At 60.1% G+C, this 16,151-nt stretch carries 22 protein-coding genes; 4 read left to right on the forward strand and 18 right to left on the reverse strand.

The annotated features are described in order from the left end of the window. Window positions 1-610: 610 nt before the first annotated feature. The 5 genes from LI334_RS12400 to LI334_RS12420 form a co-directional block, all read right to left on the reverse strand. Entirely contained in the window at window positions 611-934 is a 324-nt protein-coding gene (locus LI334_RS12400; protein ID WP_066419289.1) for a hypothetical protein, read from the reverse strand. Window positions 935-987: 53 nt separating this feature from the next. After that, window positions 988-1,818, reverse strand: coding sequence for a hypothetical protein (locus LI334_RS12405; RefSeq protein WP_227262437.1), 831 nt, complete (start codon window positions 1,816-1,818; stop codon window positions 988-990). A 109-nt stretch (window positions 1,819-1,927) separates the two neighbouring features. Further along, window positions 1,928-2,857: an ArdC-like ssDNA-binding domain-containing protein gene (locus LI334_RS12410; RefSeq protein ID WP_227262459.1), complete on the reverse strand. Its 930-nt coding sequence runs from the start codon at window positions 2,855-2,857 to the stop codon at window positions 1,928-1,930. A gap of 112 nt (window positions 2,858-2,969) precedes the next feature. After that, complete coding sequence (locus tag LI334_RS12415) at window positions 2,970-3,317, reverse strand: hypothetical protein (protein ID WP_128904661.1); 348 nt, start codon at window positions 3,315-3,317, stop codon at window positions 2,970-2,972. Window positions 3,318-3,392: 75 nt separating this feature from the next. Further along, entirely contained in the window at window positions 3,393-4,394 is a 1,002-nt protein-coding gene (locus tag LI334_RS12420; RefSeq protein ID WP_227262438.1) for a DUF6610 family protein, read from the reverse strand. A gap of 285 nt (window positions 4,395-4,679) precedes the next feature. Here LI334_RS12420 and LI334_RS12425 point away from each other — a divergent pair, with 285 nt between their 5' ends. Beyond that, window positions 4,680-4,886, forward strand: coding sequence for a heavy-metal-associated domain-containing protein (locus tag LI334_RS12425; protein ID WP_128904660.1), 207 nt, complete (start codon window positions 4,680-4,682; stop codon window positions 4,884-4,886). On the opposite strand, the gene LI334_RS12430 is transcribed toward LI334_RS12425, so the two are convergent. Further along, window positions 4,883-7,159 (reverse strand): heavy metal translocating P-type ATPase, encoded by a 2,277-nt coding sequence (locus LI334_RS12430; RefSeq protein ID WP_128904659.1) that lies wholly within the window; start codon window positions 7,157-7,159, stop codon window positions 4,883-4,885. The two genes, LI334_RS12425 and LI334_RS12430, sit on opposite strands and share 4 nt — an antisense overlap. Window positions 7,160-7,290: 131 nt before the next feature. Here LI334_RS12430 and LI334_RS12435 point away from each other — a divergent pair, with 131 nt between their 5' ends. Further along, window positions 7,291-7,845, forward strand: a complete 555-nt coding sequence (locus LI334_RS12435) for an ArsR/SmtB family transcription factor (protein WP_128904658.1) — start codon at window positions 7,291-7,293, stop codon at window positions 7,843-7,845. A gap of 2 nt (window positions 7,846-7,847) precedes the next feature. On the opposite strand, the gene merA is transcribed toward LI334_RS12435, so the two are convergent. Beyond that, window positions 7,848-9,302 (reverse strand): mercury(II) reductase, encoded by a 1,455-nt coding sequence (gene merA, locus LI334_RS12440; RefSeq protein ID WP_134671652.1) that lies wholly within the window; start codon window positions 9,300-9,302, stop codon window positions 7,848-7,850. A 78-nt stretch (window positions 9,303-9,380) separates the two neighbouring features. Between merA and LI334_RS12445 the strand changes: the two genes are divergently transcribed. Next, window positions 9,381-9,725, forward strand: coding sequence for a winged helix-turn-helix transcriptional regulator (locus tag LI334_RS12445; protein WP_128904656.1), 345 nt, complete (start codon window positions 9,381-9,383; stop codon window positions 9,723-9,725). A 101-nt stretch (window positions 9,726-9,826) separates the two neighbouring features. Next, window positions 9,827-10,381, forward strand: a complete 555-nt coding sequence (locus LI334_RS12450) for a peroxiredoxin (RefSeq protein WP_128904655.1) — start codon at window positions 9,827-9,829, stop codon at window positions 10,379-10,381. A 42-nt stretch (window positions 10,382-10,423) separates the two neighbouring features. On the opposite strand, the gene LI334_RS12455 is transcribed toward LI334_RS12450, so the two are convergent. From LI334_RS12455 to LI334_RS12505, 11 genes are all read right to left on the reverse strand, one after another. Further along, a complete protein-coding gene (locus LI334_RS12455; RefSeq protein ID WP_128904654.1) occupies window positions 10,424-11,584 on the reverse strand; it encodes a hypothetical protein in 1,161 nt (386 codons plus the stop codon). A gap of 171 nt (window positions 11,585-11,755) precedes the next feature. Continuing rightward, window positions 11,756-12,292 (reverse strand): hypothetical protein, encoded by a 537-nt coding sequence (locus LI334_RS12460; protein WP_128904653.1) that lies wholly within the window; start codon window positions 12,290-12,292, stop codon window positions 11,756-11,758. Further along, window positions 12,289-12,444: a hypothetical protein gene (locus LI334_RS12465; RefSeq protein WP_198530094.1), complete on the reverse strand. Its 156-nt coding sequence runs from the start codon at window positions 12,442-12,444 to the stop codon at window positions 12,289-12,291. Before LI334_RS12465 ends, LI334_RS12460 begins: the two co-directional genes overlap by 4 nt. Beyond that, window positions 12,444-13,130 carry a DUF6166 domain-containing protein gene (locus LI334_RS12470; protein WP_128904728.1) on the reverse strand — a complete coding sequence of 229 codons (687 nt, stop codon included), beginning with the start codon at window positions 13,128-13,130 and terminating at the stop codon, window positions 12,444-12,446. The genes LI334_RS12465 and LI334_RS12470 overlap by 1 nt, the downstream gene beginning before the upstream one ends. A gap of 156 nt (window positions 13,131-13,286) precedes the next feature. After that, entirely contained in the window at window positions 13,287-13,586 is a 300-nt protein-coding gene (locus tag LI334_RS12475; protein ID WP_227262440.1) for a hypothetical protein, read from the reverse strand. A gap of 53 nt (window positions 13,587-13,639) precedes the next feature. Continuing rightward, the gene (locus tag LI334_RS12480; RefSeq protein ID WP_227262441.1) at window positions 13,640-13,861 is read right to left on the reverse strand and encodes a hypothetical protein; all 222 of its coding nucleotides are present in this window, start codon (window positions 13,859-13,861) and stop codon (window positions 13,640-13,642) included. Window positions 13,862-13,910: 49 nt separating this feature from the next. Continuing rightward, window positions 13,911-14,186, reverse strand: coding sequence for a DUF7389 domain-containing protein (locus LI334_RS12485; protein WP_227262442.1), 276 nt, complete (start codon window positions 14,184-14,186; stop codon window positions 13,911-13,913). Window positions 14,187-14,209: 23 nt separating this feature from the next. Beyond that, a complete protein-coding gene (locus LI334_RS12490; RefSeq protein WP_227262443.1) occupies window positions 14,210-14,611 on the reverse strand; it encodes a DUF6166 domain-containing protein in 402 nt (133 codons plus the stop codon). A 79-nt stretch (window positions 14,612-14,690) separates the two neighbouring features. Further along, the gene (locus tag LI334_RS12495; RefSeq protein ID WP_165896100.1) at window positions 14,691-15,086 is read right to left on the reverse strand and encodes a DUF7567 family protein; all 396 of its coding nucleotides are present in this window, start codon (window positions 15,084-15,086) and stop codon (window positions 14,691-14,693) included. A gap of 77 nt (window positions 15,087-15,163) precedes the next feature. Beyond that, window positions 15,164-15,529: a DUF7568 family protein gene (locus LI334_RS12500; RefSeq protein ID WP_227262444.1), complete on the reverse strand. Its 366-nt coding sequence runs from the start codon at window positions 15,527-15,529 to the stop codon at window positions 15,164-15,166. Window positions 15,530-15,532: 3 nt separating this feature from the next. Beyond that, window positions 15,533-16,024 carry a hypothetical protein gene (locus LI334_RS12505; protein ID WP_227262462.1) on the reverse strand — a complete coding sequence of 164 codons (492 nt, stop codon included), beginning with the start codon at window positions 16,022-16,024 and terminating at the stop codon, window positions 15,533-15,535. Window positions 16,025-16,151 lie beyond the last annotated feature (127 nt).

Here is a 16,151-nt window from a genome sequence, read left to right on the forward strand (position 1 = left end):
TCTACACTCTTCCCTATCGATTTGTTCAATCCTCTCTCTGTACACCGATTATAACAAGAATCGAGCTAATAAAGGTGGATTTAGCCGAAGGATATTATTCTGATGAACCATATCCACCTCGGTTCCCCGTGATTGACTCCCCCTCCCCACCCTTTCTCGTTAGAACAAATCGATAGGGGTGGGTGTGTGGTCCTGGCGACACGGTCGCGGTGAATCAACCCGGCTACGTGTAGGAGCGGTCCTATGCTCAATCTTGATCAGAGATGGAAACCCCTCACTAGGGCGGAGAAGGAACTTCTCTCCACTGGTTCAATACCGATCTCCTGTGGGTGACTCCTCGCTAAACAAATCGATAGAGGTGACCCTCTGCATGCAGGTGGTTTTGTTGAACAAGTCGATAGGGGTGCGTCTCTTCGATATCGAAATAAGAGTGCGATTTTTCAGCTCCTGTATTCGGATCTCCGACCGAATCGACAAGACTGAGGACATCAAACGATACGGGACCGATGCGAGTCCACTCCACGACTTGAGCGCTGACAGCTTTCTTCTTTCATTTTGTAGACGGGGATACTTTTGAACAACTGGCCGTCCAACTCAAACGCTATTTCGCTTATTCGTCGGGACTGACGGGGCTTTTATATTTGGACCGGATCTTTTCTCCTTCTCTCCACTGCCAGTAGTAGTAGCGATTGTCGTTGATCTCCTTGATCGTGATCGTCGCCTTCGCCGGCACGTCGTCCGGAAGGTCATCGGGTCGCTCCTCAACGTCGTCTTCGTCCGATTCCTTCTCAAGACGGGCTTCCCGTTCCTTGTGTTCGGCTAGCCCCTCAGCGTAGCGGGCTACGTCCCGAAGCTGCTCCGGCGAGGCCTCGTTGAGAGTGTCGACTAATTCGGCTGGAAGTCCTGCCGGCGGGGTCGGTGGCTCGTAGGGCATCGACTGTCACCTCGTATTAACCAACAGAAGCCATCAATCCATAATTCTGTTGGTTAATAACGTCGATTCGACTCGGTCGGGAGTCGACCGTCCGGGCGGGGAACCCGCCCCTGCTTGATTTCGTGGTCCACCCGGCGGATGTGTTTGCAGCCGCCTTCGGGAGCTCGCTGCTGCCAATCCGGACAGGTGCAGGATTCGCTGATCACGTCGACTTCGTACCAGTTCCCCGACGCTGACCGAACTTCGTAGCGACCGCCTTTTTCGAGCAGCGAGACCTCCATTGCTTCGTCGACGGCGCGTCGGGTTCGCGGTTCGAGGTCCGCACGCTGGTTCGAGTGCTTCGTGACGACCATCCGGTCGCGAACATCGCCAGTCCGCCCACCGTCCGGCGCAACGGGGGCGGCTGGATCCTGGTGCCGATCTTGAAGGAGTTCCTCAACCGGATGGCCCTCCGGCCAGCGATAGTGGACTTCACAGCGCTCGCGATAGTCGTAGGAGCCACAGGCTGTGGCGTTCCCAGCCCACACGCGCCACGCGCCGAGGGCAGCCATCACGTCGACGACCACCCGTGGGACGATTTCGTACTCGTCGGGGTAGAAGATTCGGAAGCGGGTACACCCCTCTCGCGGTGGGACGTCGTCCCACCACTCGACGTCATTACCCCAACTGTCGAACATCGCTTCGTCCGCTCCGTACCCGACGGTTACGCCGTCGATTTCGGGCACGTCCGCAGCTGTCTCGTCAGACTCGCCTTCGAGCAGCCGAAGGACGCCGTACCGCAGGTACTCGTGCGCTGTCTGATCCGTCGATCGCGCTATCTGGTCGTGTTGTTCTGCAACTCGTTCCGCCTCGTTGAGGACAGCGGATAGATACGGTTCACACATAGTTCGTAGAGGCGTGACTGCGCCTCCGCCCCTCGGCGGGCGCTGATAGACTTAACCAACGAAATACCGTCTTACTGCCAGCTGTTGGTTAACTAGAAGAACCGCGTGTTCAGCCCTCTACAACCGTGTCGATGATCTCCTGTGCGGTCGAACTGATCCGCCCGAGACGCTCCTGAATGCCCTCTGCATCGTCGTCCTGCCACGCGGCAAGATAGAACGCTGATCCGCTCGTATCCAGGTTGAAATACCGCCCGACGATGTACGCAACGGCTTCCGCTTCGACCTCGCGTTTTGCACGCTCGGGTTCGTCGTCGACATCGAAATGAAGCAGTGCGTGGGCGTACTCGTGAATCAGCGTCACCGCGAGATCGGCCTGATTTGAGCGAGCTTTCGCTTCGACGACGGGTTGGCACTCGTCGAGATTCCGGTGTTTGCAGACGCCTTTCGCGTCGCCATGCTCCCACTCAGCAGCGTCGACGACACGGACGTCGATATCGAGCGTAGTTGCTGCATCGAGGAGTGCTGGCACCAGGTCGTCGGCGTCACCAGTTGCCTCGGTTTCCAACTCGGGGAGCGGTTCGCCCTCGGTTTGAGACACATCGAAGACTGCCGTTGGTTTGAATCCAACCAGTCCTTCGGACCACTCCTCGGCCGGTGTCTCGTCGTAGTCACAGTCGCTTTGCTCGTGGTAACTCGGTGAGTTCTCGCACTCAGGGCACTGCTTCGTAATAATGGGTGCCCAGATCCAGATCGCCTGTTCGCCCTCTTGGACGTGCCGGTCGAACTCCGACCGCCACGTATTGTAGCCCGCTACGCGGGTTGCCTCGGGACACTGGAGCTTGATCAAGAGGGTGTTGCGATGGGAGTAGTCGTGGAATCGGGACTGGACATCGAGCCACTCCTGGAACTGTTGGCTGGCTTTTGCCTCGTCGACGTCTGCGACGAGCTCGTCGATCCAGTCTTCGATGGTACTGTGCATCTCGTCGTGTCGGGTGTCGGTCTCCTCGAACGAGACCTTCGACTCGCTGGCTGTCATCATGGATTGCATCACACCAAGTACGACGACGTCTCCGAGAAGTCAGGACGCGCCGCGCCCCTCGGGGGCGCACGATAAACATCGGCGCGACTTCGGGGGGTTTAGATCGGGGCTGCTATCGGAGCGCTGCTTTCTCGTCAGCGAAGCCGACCGTGACGAGGTACTCGAGGAACGCGTCGAACTGGTCGACATCGCTCGGCGTGTCCGTCGCGAGGTGTCGAACCCACTCGATCGCCCACTGGAACGCGGGATCGGTTCCGCCCTTGCCATGTATATACCACCAGCGGGCGGCCTTCAGGACGACGAGCGGATTCGTCGGCGGTTGCTCGCTTGCGAGTCCACGAGTGATCGATCGGATTTCCTCGGGTACCTCAGCGGGGTCGACCTCGCCTGATTGGGTGTTCGATACGTCGACTGGAATATCGTCGATCGAGACATCGTTCGGACGCTGTTGTTGACTCACGGAAAATCACCTTCTCGGAGGACTTTTTGGATCGAGCCCTCGCCCCCTCCGGGGCGCGAAAAACCACTCGTAGCGTCACGCCGGTGGAATGTACACGCTCTGCTCGCCGGCGATCTCCTCGAGGTTGTTCCGATGGCGATGCGAGAAGTAGCACTCGTAGCTGCAGTAGCCACAGAGCACGCCGGTATCATACTCCGCGATGAAGGGACCGCGCCGAGTCGTCCAGACGTTCGCTTCACATTCGGTACACGCAGCACTATCGAGGTCGGTTGGTGACGGCCCCTCGTACTCGATTTCGAGGATGTCGCTATGTGGCGCTGAGTCAGGCCAGACGCCGTGGGACTGCCAGAAGGCCTTGATGCGGGCGAGACTGTGTCGCACCGTCTTCCGAACTGTGACGTGGGAGGCGTCACGACCGCTATCATCCCAGCCGTCAGCCGTCCAGAACTCCCCGAACTGCGCGCCGCGATGCAGCCCGTTCCAATCGAGGCCGACGATGTCGGCTGGTGGCTCGTCGGTGAGTGTCGGCCTGGTCAGCTGTCGAATGGCGTCGAGCTGCTTGGGCGGACTCCCACCGAGGATGTGGACGCGCCGCCCTCTCCAATCGGTTGGGTCGGAGAACTCGTGCGCCAGGCGATCGGCGTACCCTCGCGAATAGCCGAGGATGATATCATCTGGGATCGTGTCAATCACCGCTTGGGATTTCGGGACGATGATGACCTCGGCATCGGGAAAGCTGTCCTGAATCTCACGAGCAGCAGCGATGTGGGCGTCAACGTCAGTAGGTTCGTAGATGTCGCCGATGACACCGACCTGTGGCTCGTACTCGAAGAACCGCTCGACGAATCGATCCAGATCGGGGTTCTGGAAGTCGTTGTCGAGCATCCCGACGGGGAGGGTGAGATTCTGATATTGGGTCTCCTGATACCCGCAGTCCTCCCGAAAGCCGGGAAGGAAACCGAGCTCATAGGCCTCCAGAGTGAACGGCGCTCGATGGAGGAACGCCACGATGTCGGCTTGTCTGGCGGCAGCGATGTCGCTCGCCGTGCTGGCGCTGGAGCTCAGCTCGAGGGACATGATTGGAGTTACGAGGCCGCTGTTGGCCGCCCCGCGCCCCTTCTGGGGGCCTGACAAACCGAGGTACAGTCTGTTAACCAACAACAGGGAAACTTATGCGGGGATTGTTGGTTAAGGACAGGACTTACTCTTCGTCGTCAGTGGTCCCCTCCTCTCGAAGAGCCTCCACCCCTTTGGGGCCGACACAAACAACTCTCCGGACGATGACGCCCCGCCTCTAATAGAGATAAAACCGATACAACAGTTACCGTAATGGTCATCCCCCGCGAGTGTTTACAGGCCCGTATGGAGCGAAAGACGATCGCCGTCATCGGGATGTCGTGCAACGGGTGCGAACAGAACGTGGAGACCGCCCTGCGAAACCTCGATGGTGTAAATCGGGTCGAGGCCGACCACGACGCTGACACGGTCGACGTCGTCCTCAAGGATGGAGTCTCAGACGACGACGTGAACGCGGCAATCGAACAGGCTGGCTATGACGTAAAGGCTTAATCGGCTGTCACTCGGCCGTCTCCACGCTCGCCGTCGGTGCGTTCTTTGAGAGCGAATTCGGTGTTGACACCCTCACCGGAGAGGAGCTGACCAGCGAAGCTGTTGGCGAGGACGGCCGAGACGGACAACACCATCGCAAGCATCGCGAACACCGGGTGAACGAGCCCCGTGGTCGCGGCGGCGACGCCGATGCCGTTGAACGCAAAGGCCGTCACGAGATTCTGGCGAGTCTTTCGATAGCTCTCGTTCCCGATCTCATAGGCGTCCATCACGCCGCCGAGCCGGTCACCCATCAGGACGATGTCCGCCGATTCGATGGCGATGTCGGTCCCGGCGCCGATGGCGATGCCGATGTCCGCCTGTGTGAGTGCCGGCGCGTCGTTGATGCCGTCGCCGACCATCGCCACGCGGTGGCCGGCTTCCTGCAGGCGACCGATCTCCTCGCGTTTCTCGTCGGGCAACACGTCGGCCATGACGCGGTCGATACTGACCTCCTCGGCGACCGCGTTCGCGGTGCGCTCGTTGTCCCCGGTGATCATCACGGGCGTAATGCCGGCGTCGCGAATCCGCCGGATGGTCTCGGCGGCGTCTGCTTTGATTTCGTCACCGATGCCGATCAGGCCGAGTAGGTCACCGTGACGAACAACTCCGGCAACGGTGAGGCCGCGGCCCTGAAGTCGCTCAATATCGTCGCTCCTCTTCGAAAGGTCAATCCCCTCATCGCTGAGCCATCCGGGTTTCCCGACCAACACGTCGTCGCTGCCGACGATCGCTCGGACGCCCTTGCCGGTCACCGAGTCAAAGACGTCGGGATCCGCGTACTCGACATCTCGCTCGTCAGCGAACTCGAGGATCGCATCGGCGAGCGGGTGTTCGGAGAAGGCCTCCGCGCTGGCCGCCGTCGCGAGTACGTCTTCCTCGTCGGCGTTGAACCCGACGACCGCACTGACGGCGGGTTCGCCGACGGTGATCGTGCCGGTCTTGTCCAGCACGATGTGGTCGACGTCGGGGAAAATCTGGAAGGCGTCGCCGGAGCGCATCAAGATGCCACGGTTCGCTGCCTTCCCGCCACCCCGAATCAGGGCGAGCGGTGTTGCCATCCCAAGCGCACACGGATAGCCGAGGACGAGGACCGCCAGCGCTGCGAACGCCCCTCGCTGGACATTGGGGTCTGCCCCCCACGCGAGCGGTGCGACCACCCAGAAGAGGAACGAGAGCGCGGCAATCGTCAAGACGCCTGGGACGAAGTACTTGAGGACGCGGTCGGCGAGCTGGATAATGCCGGGTTTCATCGCCCGCGCCTCCTCGATCTCGCGTGCCACCTGATTCAGGAACGCGTCCTCCCCGGTTGCAGTCACCTCGATAAGCAGCGTCCCGGTCTCGTTGACGCTGCCACCGATCACCGTGTCGCCGACCGTTTTCTCCTCGGGGATGGACTCACCGGTGGCAACCGACTCGTCGACCGTGGACTCTCCCTCGACGACCATCCCATCGACGGGGATGTTCTCGCCAGGCTTGACCCGGACGTAGTCGCCGACGTTGAGGTCGTCGAGGGGGACTTCCTCGACGTCACCGTCATCACTGACGCGGCGTGCCGTGTCGGGCTGGAGGTCGAGAAGGCCTTGGACGGCTTGGGAAGCCCGCGTGCGGACGATGAGGCTGGTGTACTCCGAGAGGATGTGGTAGGTGGTGATGAACACGGCGACGGCGAAGAAGTGGACGGTCGGGAAGCTCGGGAAGACAAACAGGCCGAGTAACCCCCCGAGGAGCCCGGCGAAGGCGCCCGCTTCTAGGAGGACGTGCTGGTTGAAGATCCTCCGACGAAGGCTCTGGAACGCCTTCTGTTTGATGTAGCGCCCGGGACCGAACATCGTCCCGAGCGCTAGCCCCAGCGTCACCAGGTCCATCGCGAGCGATGCCGACTCGAAGCGTCCCATTACGAGAATCATCCACCCCATCAGGGCTGCGACAACGAGAGATGCGCCGCCAGCGATGAGGAGACGCCGCTTCCCGTCGGTGAGTTCGGCCTGCTGCTGCTCGTATCGTTTTGCCTTGTCCGGATCTCGGATGGTGTAGCCGAGGTCCCGGAGTGTGTCCTTCACCGCCACCTCGCTCAGGCGGTCATCGTCGTACTGGACGAGTACCTCCTCGTGGGCGAGACTCACGTCGACGTCCTCGACGCCGTCGGTCCGGGCGTAGGCCTTCTCGATGCTCTCGGCACAGAACGAGCAGGACATTCCCCCGACGTTGAATTGTTCGTGTGTCGTTCCCATCGTGAGTGGTGGTTATCGCGCGACGCGGAAAATCATTACGACAATAATTATAGCGGTATCAAAGTCCTAATACCGATGTCGGGAGAGTGGCGTTACTCTTACTGTCGTTGTTCGCCTATCTCCTCACAAGAATGGCGCTCCTCGAATCTGATGTGCCGATCCGCGAAGTCGTGACGACAGACCCGGAAAAAGCGAAGGCGCTGGAGAACGACGTCCGGGCGAAGATCCTCGATATGCTCGCGACCGATGAACTGACGATCGAGGAGATTCACGACGAACTGCATCGTCGCGGCGAGGAGAAGGCGGAAACAACGGTCCGCCACCACGTGAATGTCCTGAAGGACGCGGGGATGGTTGAGATCGCCCGTCTCGAGGAAGCTGGTGGGGGGACGCGGAAGTACTACAAGTCGAACACGCGAGTCTTCTCGTACGAGCTCCCGGAGGGTGCCGACGAAACCCTTGCAGGGGCGCAGTCCACCGCATCCGAGGAGCTGACATCCCTCATCGAGACGTTGTACGCGGACCACGGTACTGAGATCGAGGCGGTCGCCCGCGAGATGAAACCCTGTGAATACTGCGATACCCAGCACTACGAGGAGTTCATCGTTCGCGAACTTTTGAACCGTGCCCTCATCGAACTGGGCGAGAGCGGCACGCTCGAGGACGTGTTCTCGACCGACGACTGACCTCACTCGATACAGCAGCTCATTTTGGACGTATCCCGACGGAACGCCTGACAGGCCTGCTTGAACGCCTCGGAGAACGTCGGGAACGGGTGGACAGTATCGATGATGTCGTCGACGGTCAGTCCGAACCTCACAGCCAGCGTGGCTTCCATAATCATGTCGGCGGCACGCGGCCCGACCATGTGGACACCGACGATTTCGTCGGTCTCGTGGTGTTTGACGACCTGGACGAGGCCGTCAGTATTCTTCACGGCTTTCGCCCGCGGCACGTCCGCCATCTGGACGGTCCGGCACGAACAGGTGCCGTGCTCGTCCATATACTCGAGTTCGGTCGTCCCGACGGCGGCGACTTCGGGGCTGGTGAACACGACTGCGGGGACTGCATCGTAGTCGATGCTGACGCCCTCGTTGCCGAAGGCATTCTTGACGGCGTGATTGCCCTCCTTGGCGGCGACCGTCTCCAGTTCGGGCTCGCCGATCACGTCGCCCGCCGCGTAGATGTCGGGATTCGTCGTCTGGAAGTACTCGTCGACACGAATCGTTCCATCGGGGTTCGTTTCGACCCCTACCGTTTCGAGACTGATCTCCTCGCTGTTGGGCTGGACCCCGGTCGCGACGAACAGCGCGTCGCCGGTGACCGTTCGCTCAGTGCCGTCGACGGTTGTTTCGACGGCGACGCCCGACTGGATCGCTTCGGCGCCGCCGTCAGCTGCTGGCCTGCGGACGCGCCGGAAGTCGTTATCGGTGAGTATCTCGATGCCTTCCTCATCGAATGCACGCTGCATCTCGCGACCAAGTTGGCCTTCCATGTCCGAGAGGACGCGCTCGGAGCGCTGGAGAATCGTCACGTCGACGCCGACACGGTGGAGGATCTGGCCCCACTCCAGCGCGATGTACCCACCACCGAGCATTAGGATACTCTCGGGGAGGTCGCGCTCCTCGAGGATGGTTTCGCTCGTGTAGTAATCGACCTCCTCGAGGCCGTCGATGGGCGGCGCCCACGGTGAACTGCCAGTCGCGACGAGCGCCTTCTCTCCAGTAATGCGCGCGCCCTCGTCGGCGCCGTCGACGACCTCGATGGTTGTGTCGTCGACCAGCTGGCCGTACCCCTCGTAGATGTCGGTCTCGAAGTGCTCGGCGACATCGACGTAATTCTCCCGCCGGAATCCCTCGACGAGGTCGTCGGTCCCGTCGAGTGCGTCGGCCCAGTCGACAGTCGGTTCCTCAGGGTATCGAACGGCGTCGAAGGGATTCTCCGACGCTGCAGCGCCGCTCTCGGCGACGGCAAGCAGATGCTTACTCGGGACACAGCCGACGTTCACGCAGGTTCCGCCGATGGGCAAGCCGGTGTTCACCATCGCCGTCGAGAGGTCCCGTCGGCTCGCTTCAGTGATCGCGGCGAAAGCTGCGGCGCCACCGCCGAGAATCACGAGATCATAGTCGGATGTGTGAGTCATCTATACCGAAACTTTACGACGGGAAGTTCTTATACTCCAGAGTCCGAAGCTATAGAGTAGGTTGGAGGCCACGAAGCTATGGCAGATACTACTTCACCGGCGCCAACGTGCGATGTTGAGGGGACGTGCTATTGTCCGCTCACAGGAGTTATCGACACGTTGAGCCGAAAATACGCGATGCAACTCGTCAGTATCATCGGCGCACACGATTCGCTGCGGTTCGCGGAGATCGAGGCGCACCTCCCTACAGCGAGCACGTCGACAATCTCGAAACGCCTCGACGAATTCGAGGAGGCAGGGATCGTCTCACGGACGCAGTACAACGAAATTCCGCCACGCGTCGAATACGCGCTAACTGACGAAGGGGATGAGATTCGTTCGAGATTAGAACCCCTTCTTGAGTGGGCGACGGCGAACTCCTGACGTACGGATTCCAGTGAATTTCATCCCACATTTGAGGCTACTCCATTCAGGTGGGGGTGTTAGCCCCAAGACTATCCTTTCTTCGTGTGCTACTGTGACGCATGATAAACGAGGGAGCGTCTGCACCGTCATTCACTCTTCCAGGTCTCCGTGACGGAGAACAAACCGAGTACAGCTTGGATGAGACAACTGCGGATGATCGGGCTGCGTTGCTAGTTTTTTACCCATTTGATTTCAGTCCTGTTTGTACAAACGAACTGTGTGCGATCCGCGATGCAGAGTGGTTTCAGCTGACGCCGGCGCTCGATGTCTGGGCAATTTCTGGGGACAGCGTCTACGCCCACCGAGCATTCGCCGAGGAATACGGCATCAATTTCCCGTTACTTAGTGATAGTTCCGGGCGGGTTGCCGAGTCATATGATGTCTGTTATGACGAATGGGAGAACCACGAGCGCGTTCCACAGCGTGCCGTGTTCCTCATCGATTCGGAGCAAACGATTCGATACGCTTGGGCCACAGAAGATGCACTCGAGAAGCCGGATTTCTTCCCGGTTAAAGACGCTCTTGATACGCTGGAAGCGGAACGCGATGAATTCGGTCCTGATGATGTCGAATTAGTCGTCGAATATAACGAGGAACCGGAACCGCTCACGTAAACGGCTGTTTGAGGACAGTTTCAGTGAACGCCGCTCCGACAATCAGCCCATCGCCTCTTGGAACCGCTCACGCAGCGCATCTTCACGCTCCTCGAACTGGTCGACCTTCTCCTGTAGATCATCGCTGACGCGCTCGATGCTCGCGAGCGCACGCTCGCCGGCGAGCGACGCCTGCGACCCGTCGTCGCCGTCCGCCTCGAGCTGCTCCTCGTAGGCTCGCTCGACGCGCTCGATGGTACCCTCGGGGTTGAACAGGATGTCGTTGGCCGTGCGGACGTAGCCGTCCAGCGACGCACCCTCCTTGCCCTGGAAGAAGTGAGTGAGCGCGTACGTCGCGCCGGAGTGCAGCGTCCACATATCGATCTCGAACGGCGACGCAGCGTTCGCCTCGGCATCCTCGGCAGCACGCTCTGCGAGATAGTCCGGGAATCCCAGCAGGCTGTAAAACTCGGTGACGGTGAACGGGAGCTCGGAGAACTCGAGATCGATCTCCTGCGCATCTCGGATGAATTCGAAGAGGTCGTCGGCGACGAGTTCGACCTGGGCGAGAATCTCCTCCCACCAGGTCCGGAAGTCCCGAACGTCCCCGACGTGCTTGATGACTTCCTTGTCGGTGAGCGAGCGCATCGAATTCGAGCAGTACCCGTCCTGAGCGAATCCCTCGACGTAGACGGCGTGCTCACCGAAGAAGTCGTAGCCGGAGGTCACGCCCATCGTGATCGGGTCTGACCGCCCGGGCAGCCGGACTTCGAGGCCGTCGAACATCACGTCCATATGGACCTCGCCGCCGCCCCGGTAGCGCCGGATCTCGCCGAACATCACGTTCCCGAGCGGCGACCCGTCGATGGTCTCCTCGCGAAGGACCTCTTCCAAGGGCCTGTACACATCCACCGGGTTGATGATCGCGTAACTGTCCGTGGGGACGTGAAATAGTGGGTCTGCGTCGGGCTCGCCGTCTGTCGCGTGGTCGCGCGCTCTTGTCGGCTCGACCAGGGCGTTGAAGCGCTCCGTTTCGACCCACTCGTCGGAGTAGGGATTCCGGTATGCGACTGTCGTCTCGACGGCCTGCGGGAGGTCACGAATCGTCTCGGCGAAGGACTTCGGTTCGTCGACCGTTTTCTTCCGGCGGTACCAGTCGGGTAGTTCTGTATCGGTTCGTCCGTCGACGCCAGCGAACACGGTTCTGGATTCTGGGTCTTTCATTGCAGTCACCTCGAAATCGAATTCGTCGCTCGCGACGGCGCTCTCATCACGCGCCCTGCGCCCCTCTCACGGGCGCAAAAACAACCACTCTTAACCAACGCCCCGCCCACGAATCCAGTACTGTTGGTTAAACATCTGGACGGTCTCGACACCTGGCTTCGGCTCTTCAATTCACTCGTCGGCGTGGCGTCGACGGCGCACCTGTTCAGGATTCGGCACCCACGGATGTGCGTCCCAGCAGTGCAGGGCGTGCTCTTGTGCCGTGTCGAACAGCGCCTCACACGACCCACACTCGTAGGCGGTGTCGGACCACGGTTCCGTGACGAACATCGCCGTCACCGTCGATCTGACTGGATCTGGTGCGGCCGACCGCTGAACGTAATCATAGCCGATCACTGTCCGTCGACGAAGCGCCGACTGTGCCAGCCGTTCGGGCCGGTCTGCTGGGAGATACACCCAGCGGACGAACGCCTCTTCTGAGTCCTTCGCCGAGGGTTGAAGGATGAACCATCGGTTGTGCTCGTCGCGGAACAGATACCGCTCAGTGCCCCGGTTCTGGAGATAGAGCGGATCACCACGACCGGGAATCAGCCGAAGTCCCACTGACGGCGAGATCGGGGTGAGGAGTCGCTCTTCCAGTGAGAGCGAGCCGGACTCTCCGGATGATGTCTCGCTCTCGAAGTCATCAAGCGTCGCTTCGCCAGTCATGATTCGCCGGGATTCGTCTCGTCTGTGTCTTTCCCAGCTGTTCGCTCGTGCCGGTCGTTGTATCGCTTGAGTTCTCGGCCGATGCACTCCAGCGCCGTGACAGCGCGTTCGATGAGCTGGTACGTTGCTCGCGAAAGTCGGAATTTCTCCATCAGTTGGCCTCCTCTGGCTCGACGAGGTCGTTACTCTCAGCGACGAGTGCCTGAACGGCAGAGACAGGGTCGTTCTCGACCGGAAGTGTTCGATGGTCAAGCGGGGCGGGATACGCCCGGTCCCCCTGCGCACAAAGTATGATCAACCACTCTTCGCTCCCTTTGGCGCGGACGACGTAGTGGTCGATATCTCGACGTTGGAAGACTGTCCGATCTGTCCGGCTCACCGCACTCCAATTCGCCGGCAGTGACGATGACGGCGCCCCACCATCTGGCGTGAGTGCTCGGTACTCTTCGAATTCGGCGAGTGCCGCCTCGATATCCTCCCCGGTGAGGTGCCAGCAGTCGGCCGGGCCATCACACACCAGCTGACTGACCACGTCGTTGCGGAACTGGATGTAGTGTTGCTGGGCGACAGTTTCGTTGTCGGTGTAATCGAGGAGGAGCACACAGGCGAGCTGTGCCGGTCCGCTTCCCGTATAGCCCCAGTCGAATTCCGCCGGGCTATGCCGCACGAGACCGAGACTTCGATTTGGGGAGAGGCGTTCGTGTGCGGTGAGGTTCAGGACCACTGGCGTTCCGTCGACACGCATTCCGACGTACTCAACGCAGTCTGCACTCGCCTGCCATCGCTCACTCGCATCCTGTACGACTGCTCGTGGGTCGGTAGTCGAATTCATCTCCATCGGTTGCATGCGGGCGTTCGGATTCCCCGCACCCTGCTGGGGGTCGAAAAACTACCACCGGCTATTAGCCCCTCAGCGTCGCTTCAAAATTAGAATTCAGACTATTATAGTCCAGACTACAACAATTCATCAGACAATCAATCGATAGAGGCAAGTCTATTCTTCGAAGAGACAGCGAGCGGCTGCATCGTCGCCAGTGAGGGTCTGCTGATCCTCGTCCGTATCAGCGAAGAGTGTTGACTGATCTCCCTCGGATGTTTGCTCAACTTCGGGTCGATCGTCGACGCCGAACTCACTCGCCTCGGGGTGATCAAGACGCGAATCCCGGTCACGATGATCCACGTCAGCGCCGAAGTCCTCAAGCGAGGTCTCGACGCTTGTTTCGGTTACTTCGAGTTGACCATCGTCACCGAATGCGGTCTGTCGTTGAATCTCGATCTCTGGTCGATCGCTCATCTGGATTGAGCCTCCACCCACCGAGGCTCCGACAGACACCTCCGGGCGTTGGGTCAATCGTCTTGTGCGCGGAGTTCGCTGGCCCGCTGTTCAAGCCGGCGGAGGATTTGGACCCGTTGCTGATTCGCGTTCTCGTAGGCGACGCAGGCTCGCAGCGTCTCCATATCGTTGATCGTCACGATACCAGCGTTGATGAGTCGCGTATTCGGGGGCTCGAGCCGTTGTTCTGGCGAAAGATCGCTTGTGTCTGTTGTTTGACCGTCTGGATTGCTCACTGATAATCGCCTCCGCCACTGCTGAGGCGACAAAAAACGGCCCTCGTCGTTACCCGTCTTCTTCGGGTTGGATTTGGCGAGCGTCCTCTGCGAGATCGTGGATGTATTCTCTGAGGGTTTCCATGTCCTCGCGAGCGTCTTCGAGGGTCTTGCCTTTCGCTTTCGCGATTACCTCGTCCTGATCTCTGGTACCGGTTCCACGCTTGAGCTTTATGGTGAGGGAGACGCCGACGTCACTGCGTTCGACGTACTCCGTTCGTGTCGTCTGTTCGCTCGATTCAGCCGATTCGCCATCCGTACGAGATGGTTGGGTATGTTCTGACATGGGTTACTTTCGGTGATTGGTATTTAGATGGACGGTGCGGCTGGCTCGCCGGGTGTTTCGTGAAGGACTGCGTCGATCTCGGGCCCGGTGAGTCGCCAGCTTCCAGCAGACCCAGCACAGTCCAGTTGGCTCACGACCTCGGTTTTGAACTCCTGGTAGTGGTCGAGGGCGAACGCCTCGTCTCCCGTGTAGTCGAGGAGGAGTGCGAGCGCGAGTTGTGCCGGACCACTACCACCATATCCCCATTCGAATCCCGAGGGACTGTGATTCACCAGCGCGAGACTCCGCTCTGGTGTGAGCCGTTCTTGGCCGGGACGTTTCTCAACGATAGCCTGCCCGCTCTGCCGATATCCGACGTAGGCGATGTCGCAGTCGCTCGCTGGGCGTGTCTGTTCAATCGAGTGTGTGTCGCTAGGTCTACTCATCGGTCTGTTCGGGAGCTACTCGTTCGAGCACCCCCGCACCCCTCAGGGGGTGAAAAACAGTCCCAGGGACTGCTTGCCCCTACGCGAGATGGGAGATATCGGCTGGTTCGTCGACATCGTCGAACTCGCCTCGTTCGACCGGCTGCCAGTCATCACCGGGTGCTGGACTCCACCAGTCGACCTTGTAGGCACCTGGTGCGCCGAGGATCTTCACCCGTGCCGAGCCGTCAGGCAGATCACGACGGAGCTTCTCGTCGACGTGAAGGTTCCACGTCGAGTCGGTGTCGAAGCACGCGAGTACGGCCTCCTCGTAGCCACGGTCTTCTCTGGATTCCCGGAGGATGACCTGCGTGTTGCAGTTCTTGCAGAACACTCCCTCGAAGGGAATGTGACTGAATATCTCGTGCCCGCAGACGGGACACCAGAGGAACTCGAATAGTGCTTCTCTGTGGCGGTCGATGACTTCCAGACTCATCTGTGGATCTGGCCCGATTGAGACGGGCCACCCATTCCGGCCCAAAATAAACGTCACCGTAGACCCGCACCAATCAATCAGCGCTCGGCGCCGTACACGATTCTCGAGGATGCTTCGTACCCACAGCTCCGACACTCGAACCAGCGCTGAACCTTCGCGCCGTCAGCCGTTTTCCCACCGATTGCTACATCGCTGTTCGGACACTCGGGACAACTCAGTTCGGGCGCTGGCCGTTTCCGGAGATCGTCACGGAACGATTTCGCATCCTTCGTCTCGTACCCCCGCGACCACACCGGGTAGCCGTCGACGAGGATTACGCCACGCCACTTGTAGCGGTACGAGCCCGGGGCTCGGTGTAAGACAGCCCGAGCGCCGGTCTCCGTATTCCGGTATGCGAGTGTGGGCGTGCGGCTCTCGCGCTTCCAATTTGTGATCCGGGACATCTGTTAGAAGTGGACGTCGGCGGGCACGATCCAGAGCTCCTCGCTCTCCTCCAGCACTCGATCCAGCTGCTCACGGTGACGGATACCGTTCCCATATTCGTTGTACAGGAAGATTGTTGGCCCGTCGTAGGCACCGACCTGGTGGAACGCGTGCCGAGCGAGATCTTCGTCGCGCATGATCTCCTCATCGGAGAGTTCGTCAAGTGCTTCCCTCACCCGTTCGAGATTCCGATCGAACTCCTCTTTCGTCGCCTCCCAGCCACGCTCAAGCAGGTCTTGGCCGTCATCGGAGTCGACGGGCACCGCGGTCGGGAGATCTCCCCATCGCGCCTTCCCCGCAACGGACGTGTCCTCCTCGTCGAAGGTCACATAGTAGTCGAAGACGGCGCCGGCATGTGGGTCCGCGCCGACCAGGCGATCGAACACCGTCTTTCCGGTGACCAGCGCGTCGTCGTGCGTCGATGCCTCTACCAGTGCGTAAATCACCATATGCATCTCGAACACCTCGAAACGCCGACGCATCGGGAGTGATTGCTCGCTCGCTCCTGCTGCGCCGGCACCCATCGCCGGTGCAATAACAAACACGGCTCTCATGAGAACTCATAACTGATGATTGGCATCT

The sequence above is a fragment of the Salarchaeum japonicum genome (genome assembly GCF_020614395.1).
Lineage (GTDB): Archaea > Halobacteriota > Halobacteria > Halobacteriales > Halobacteriaceae > Salarchaeum > Salarchaeum japonicum.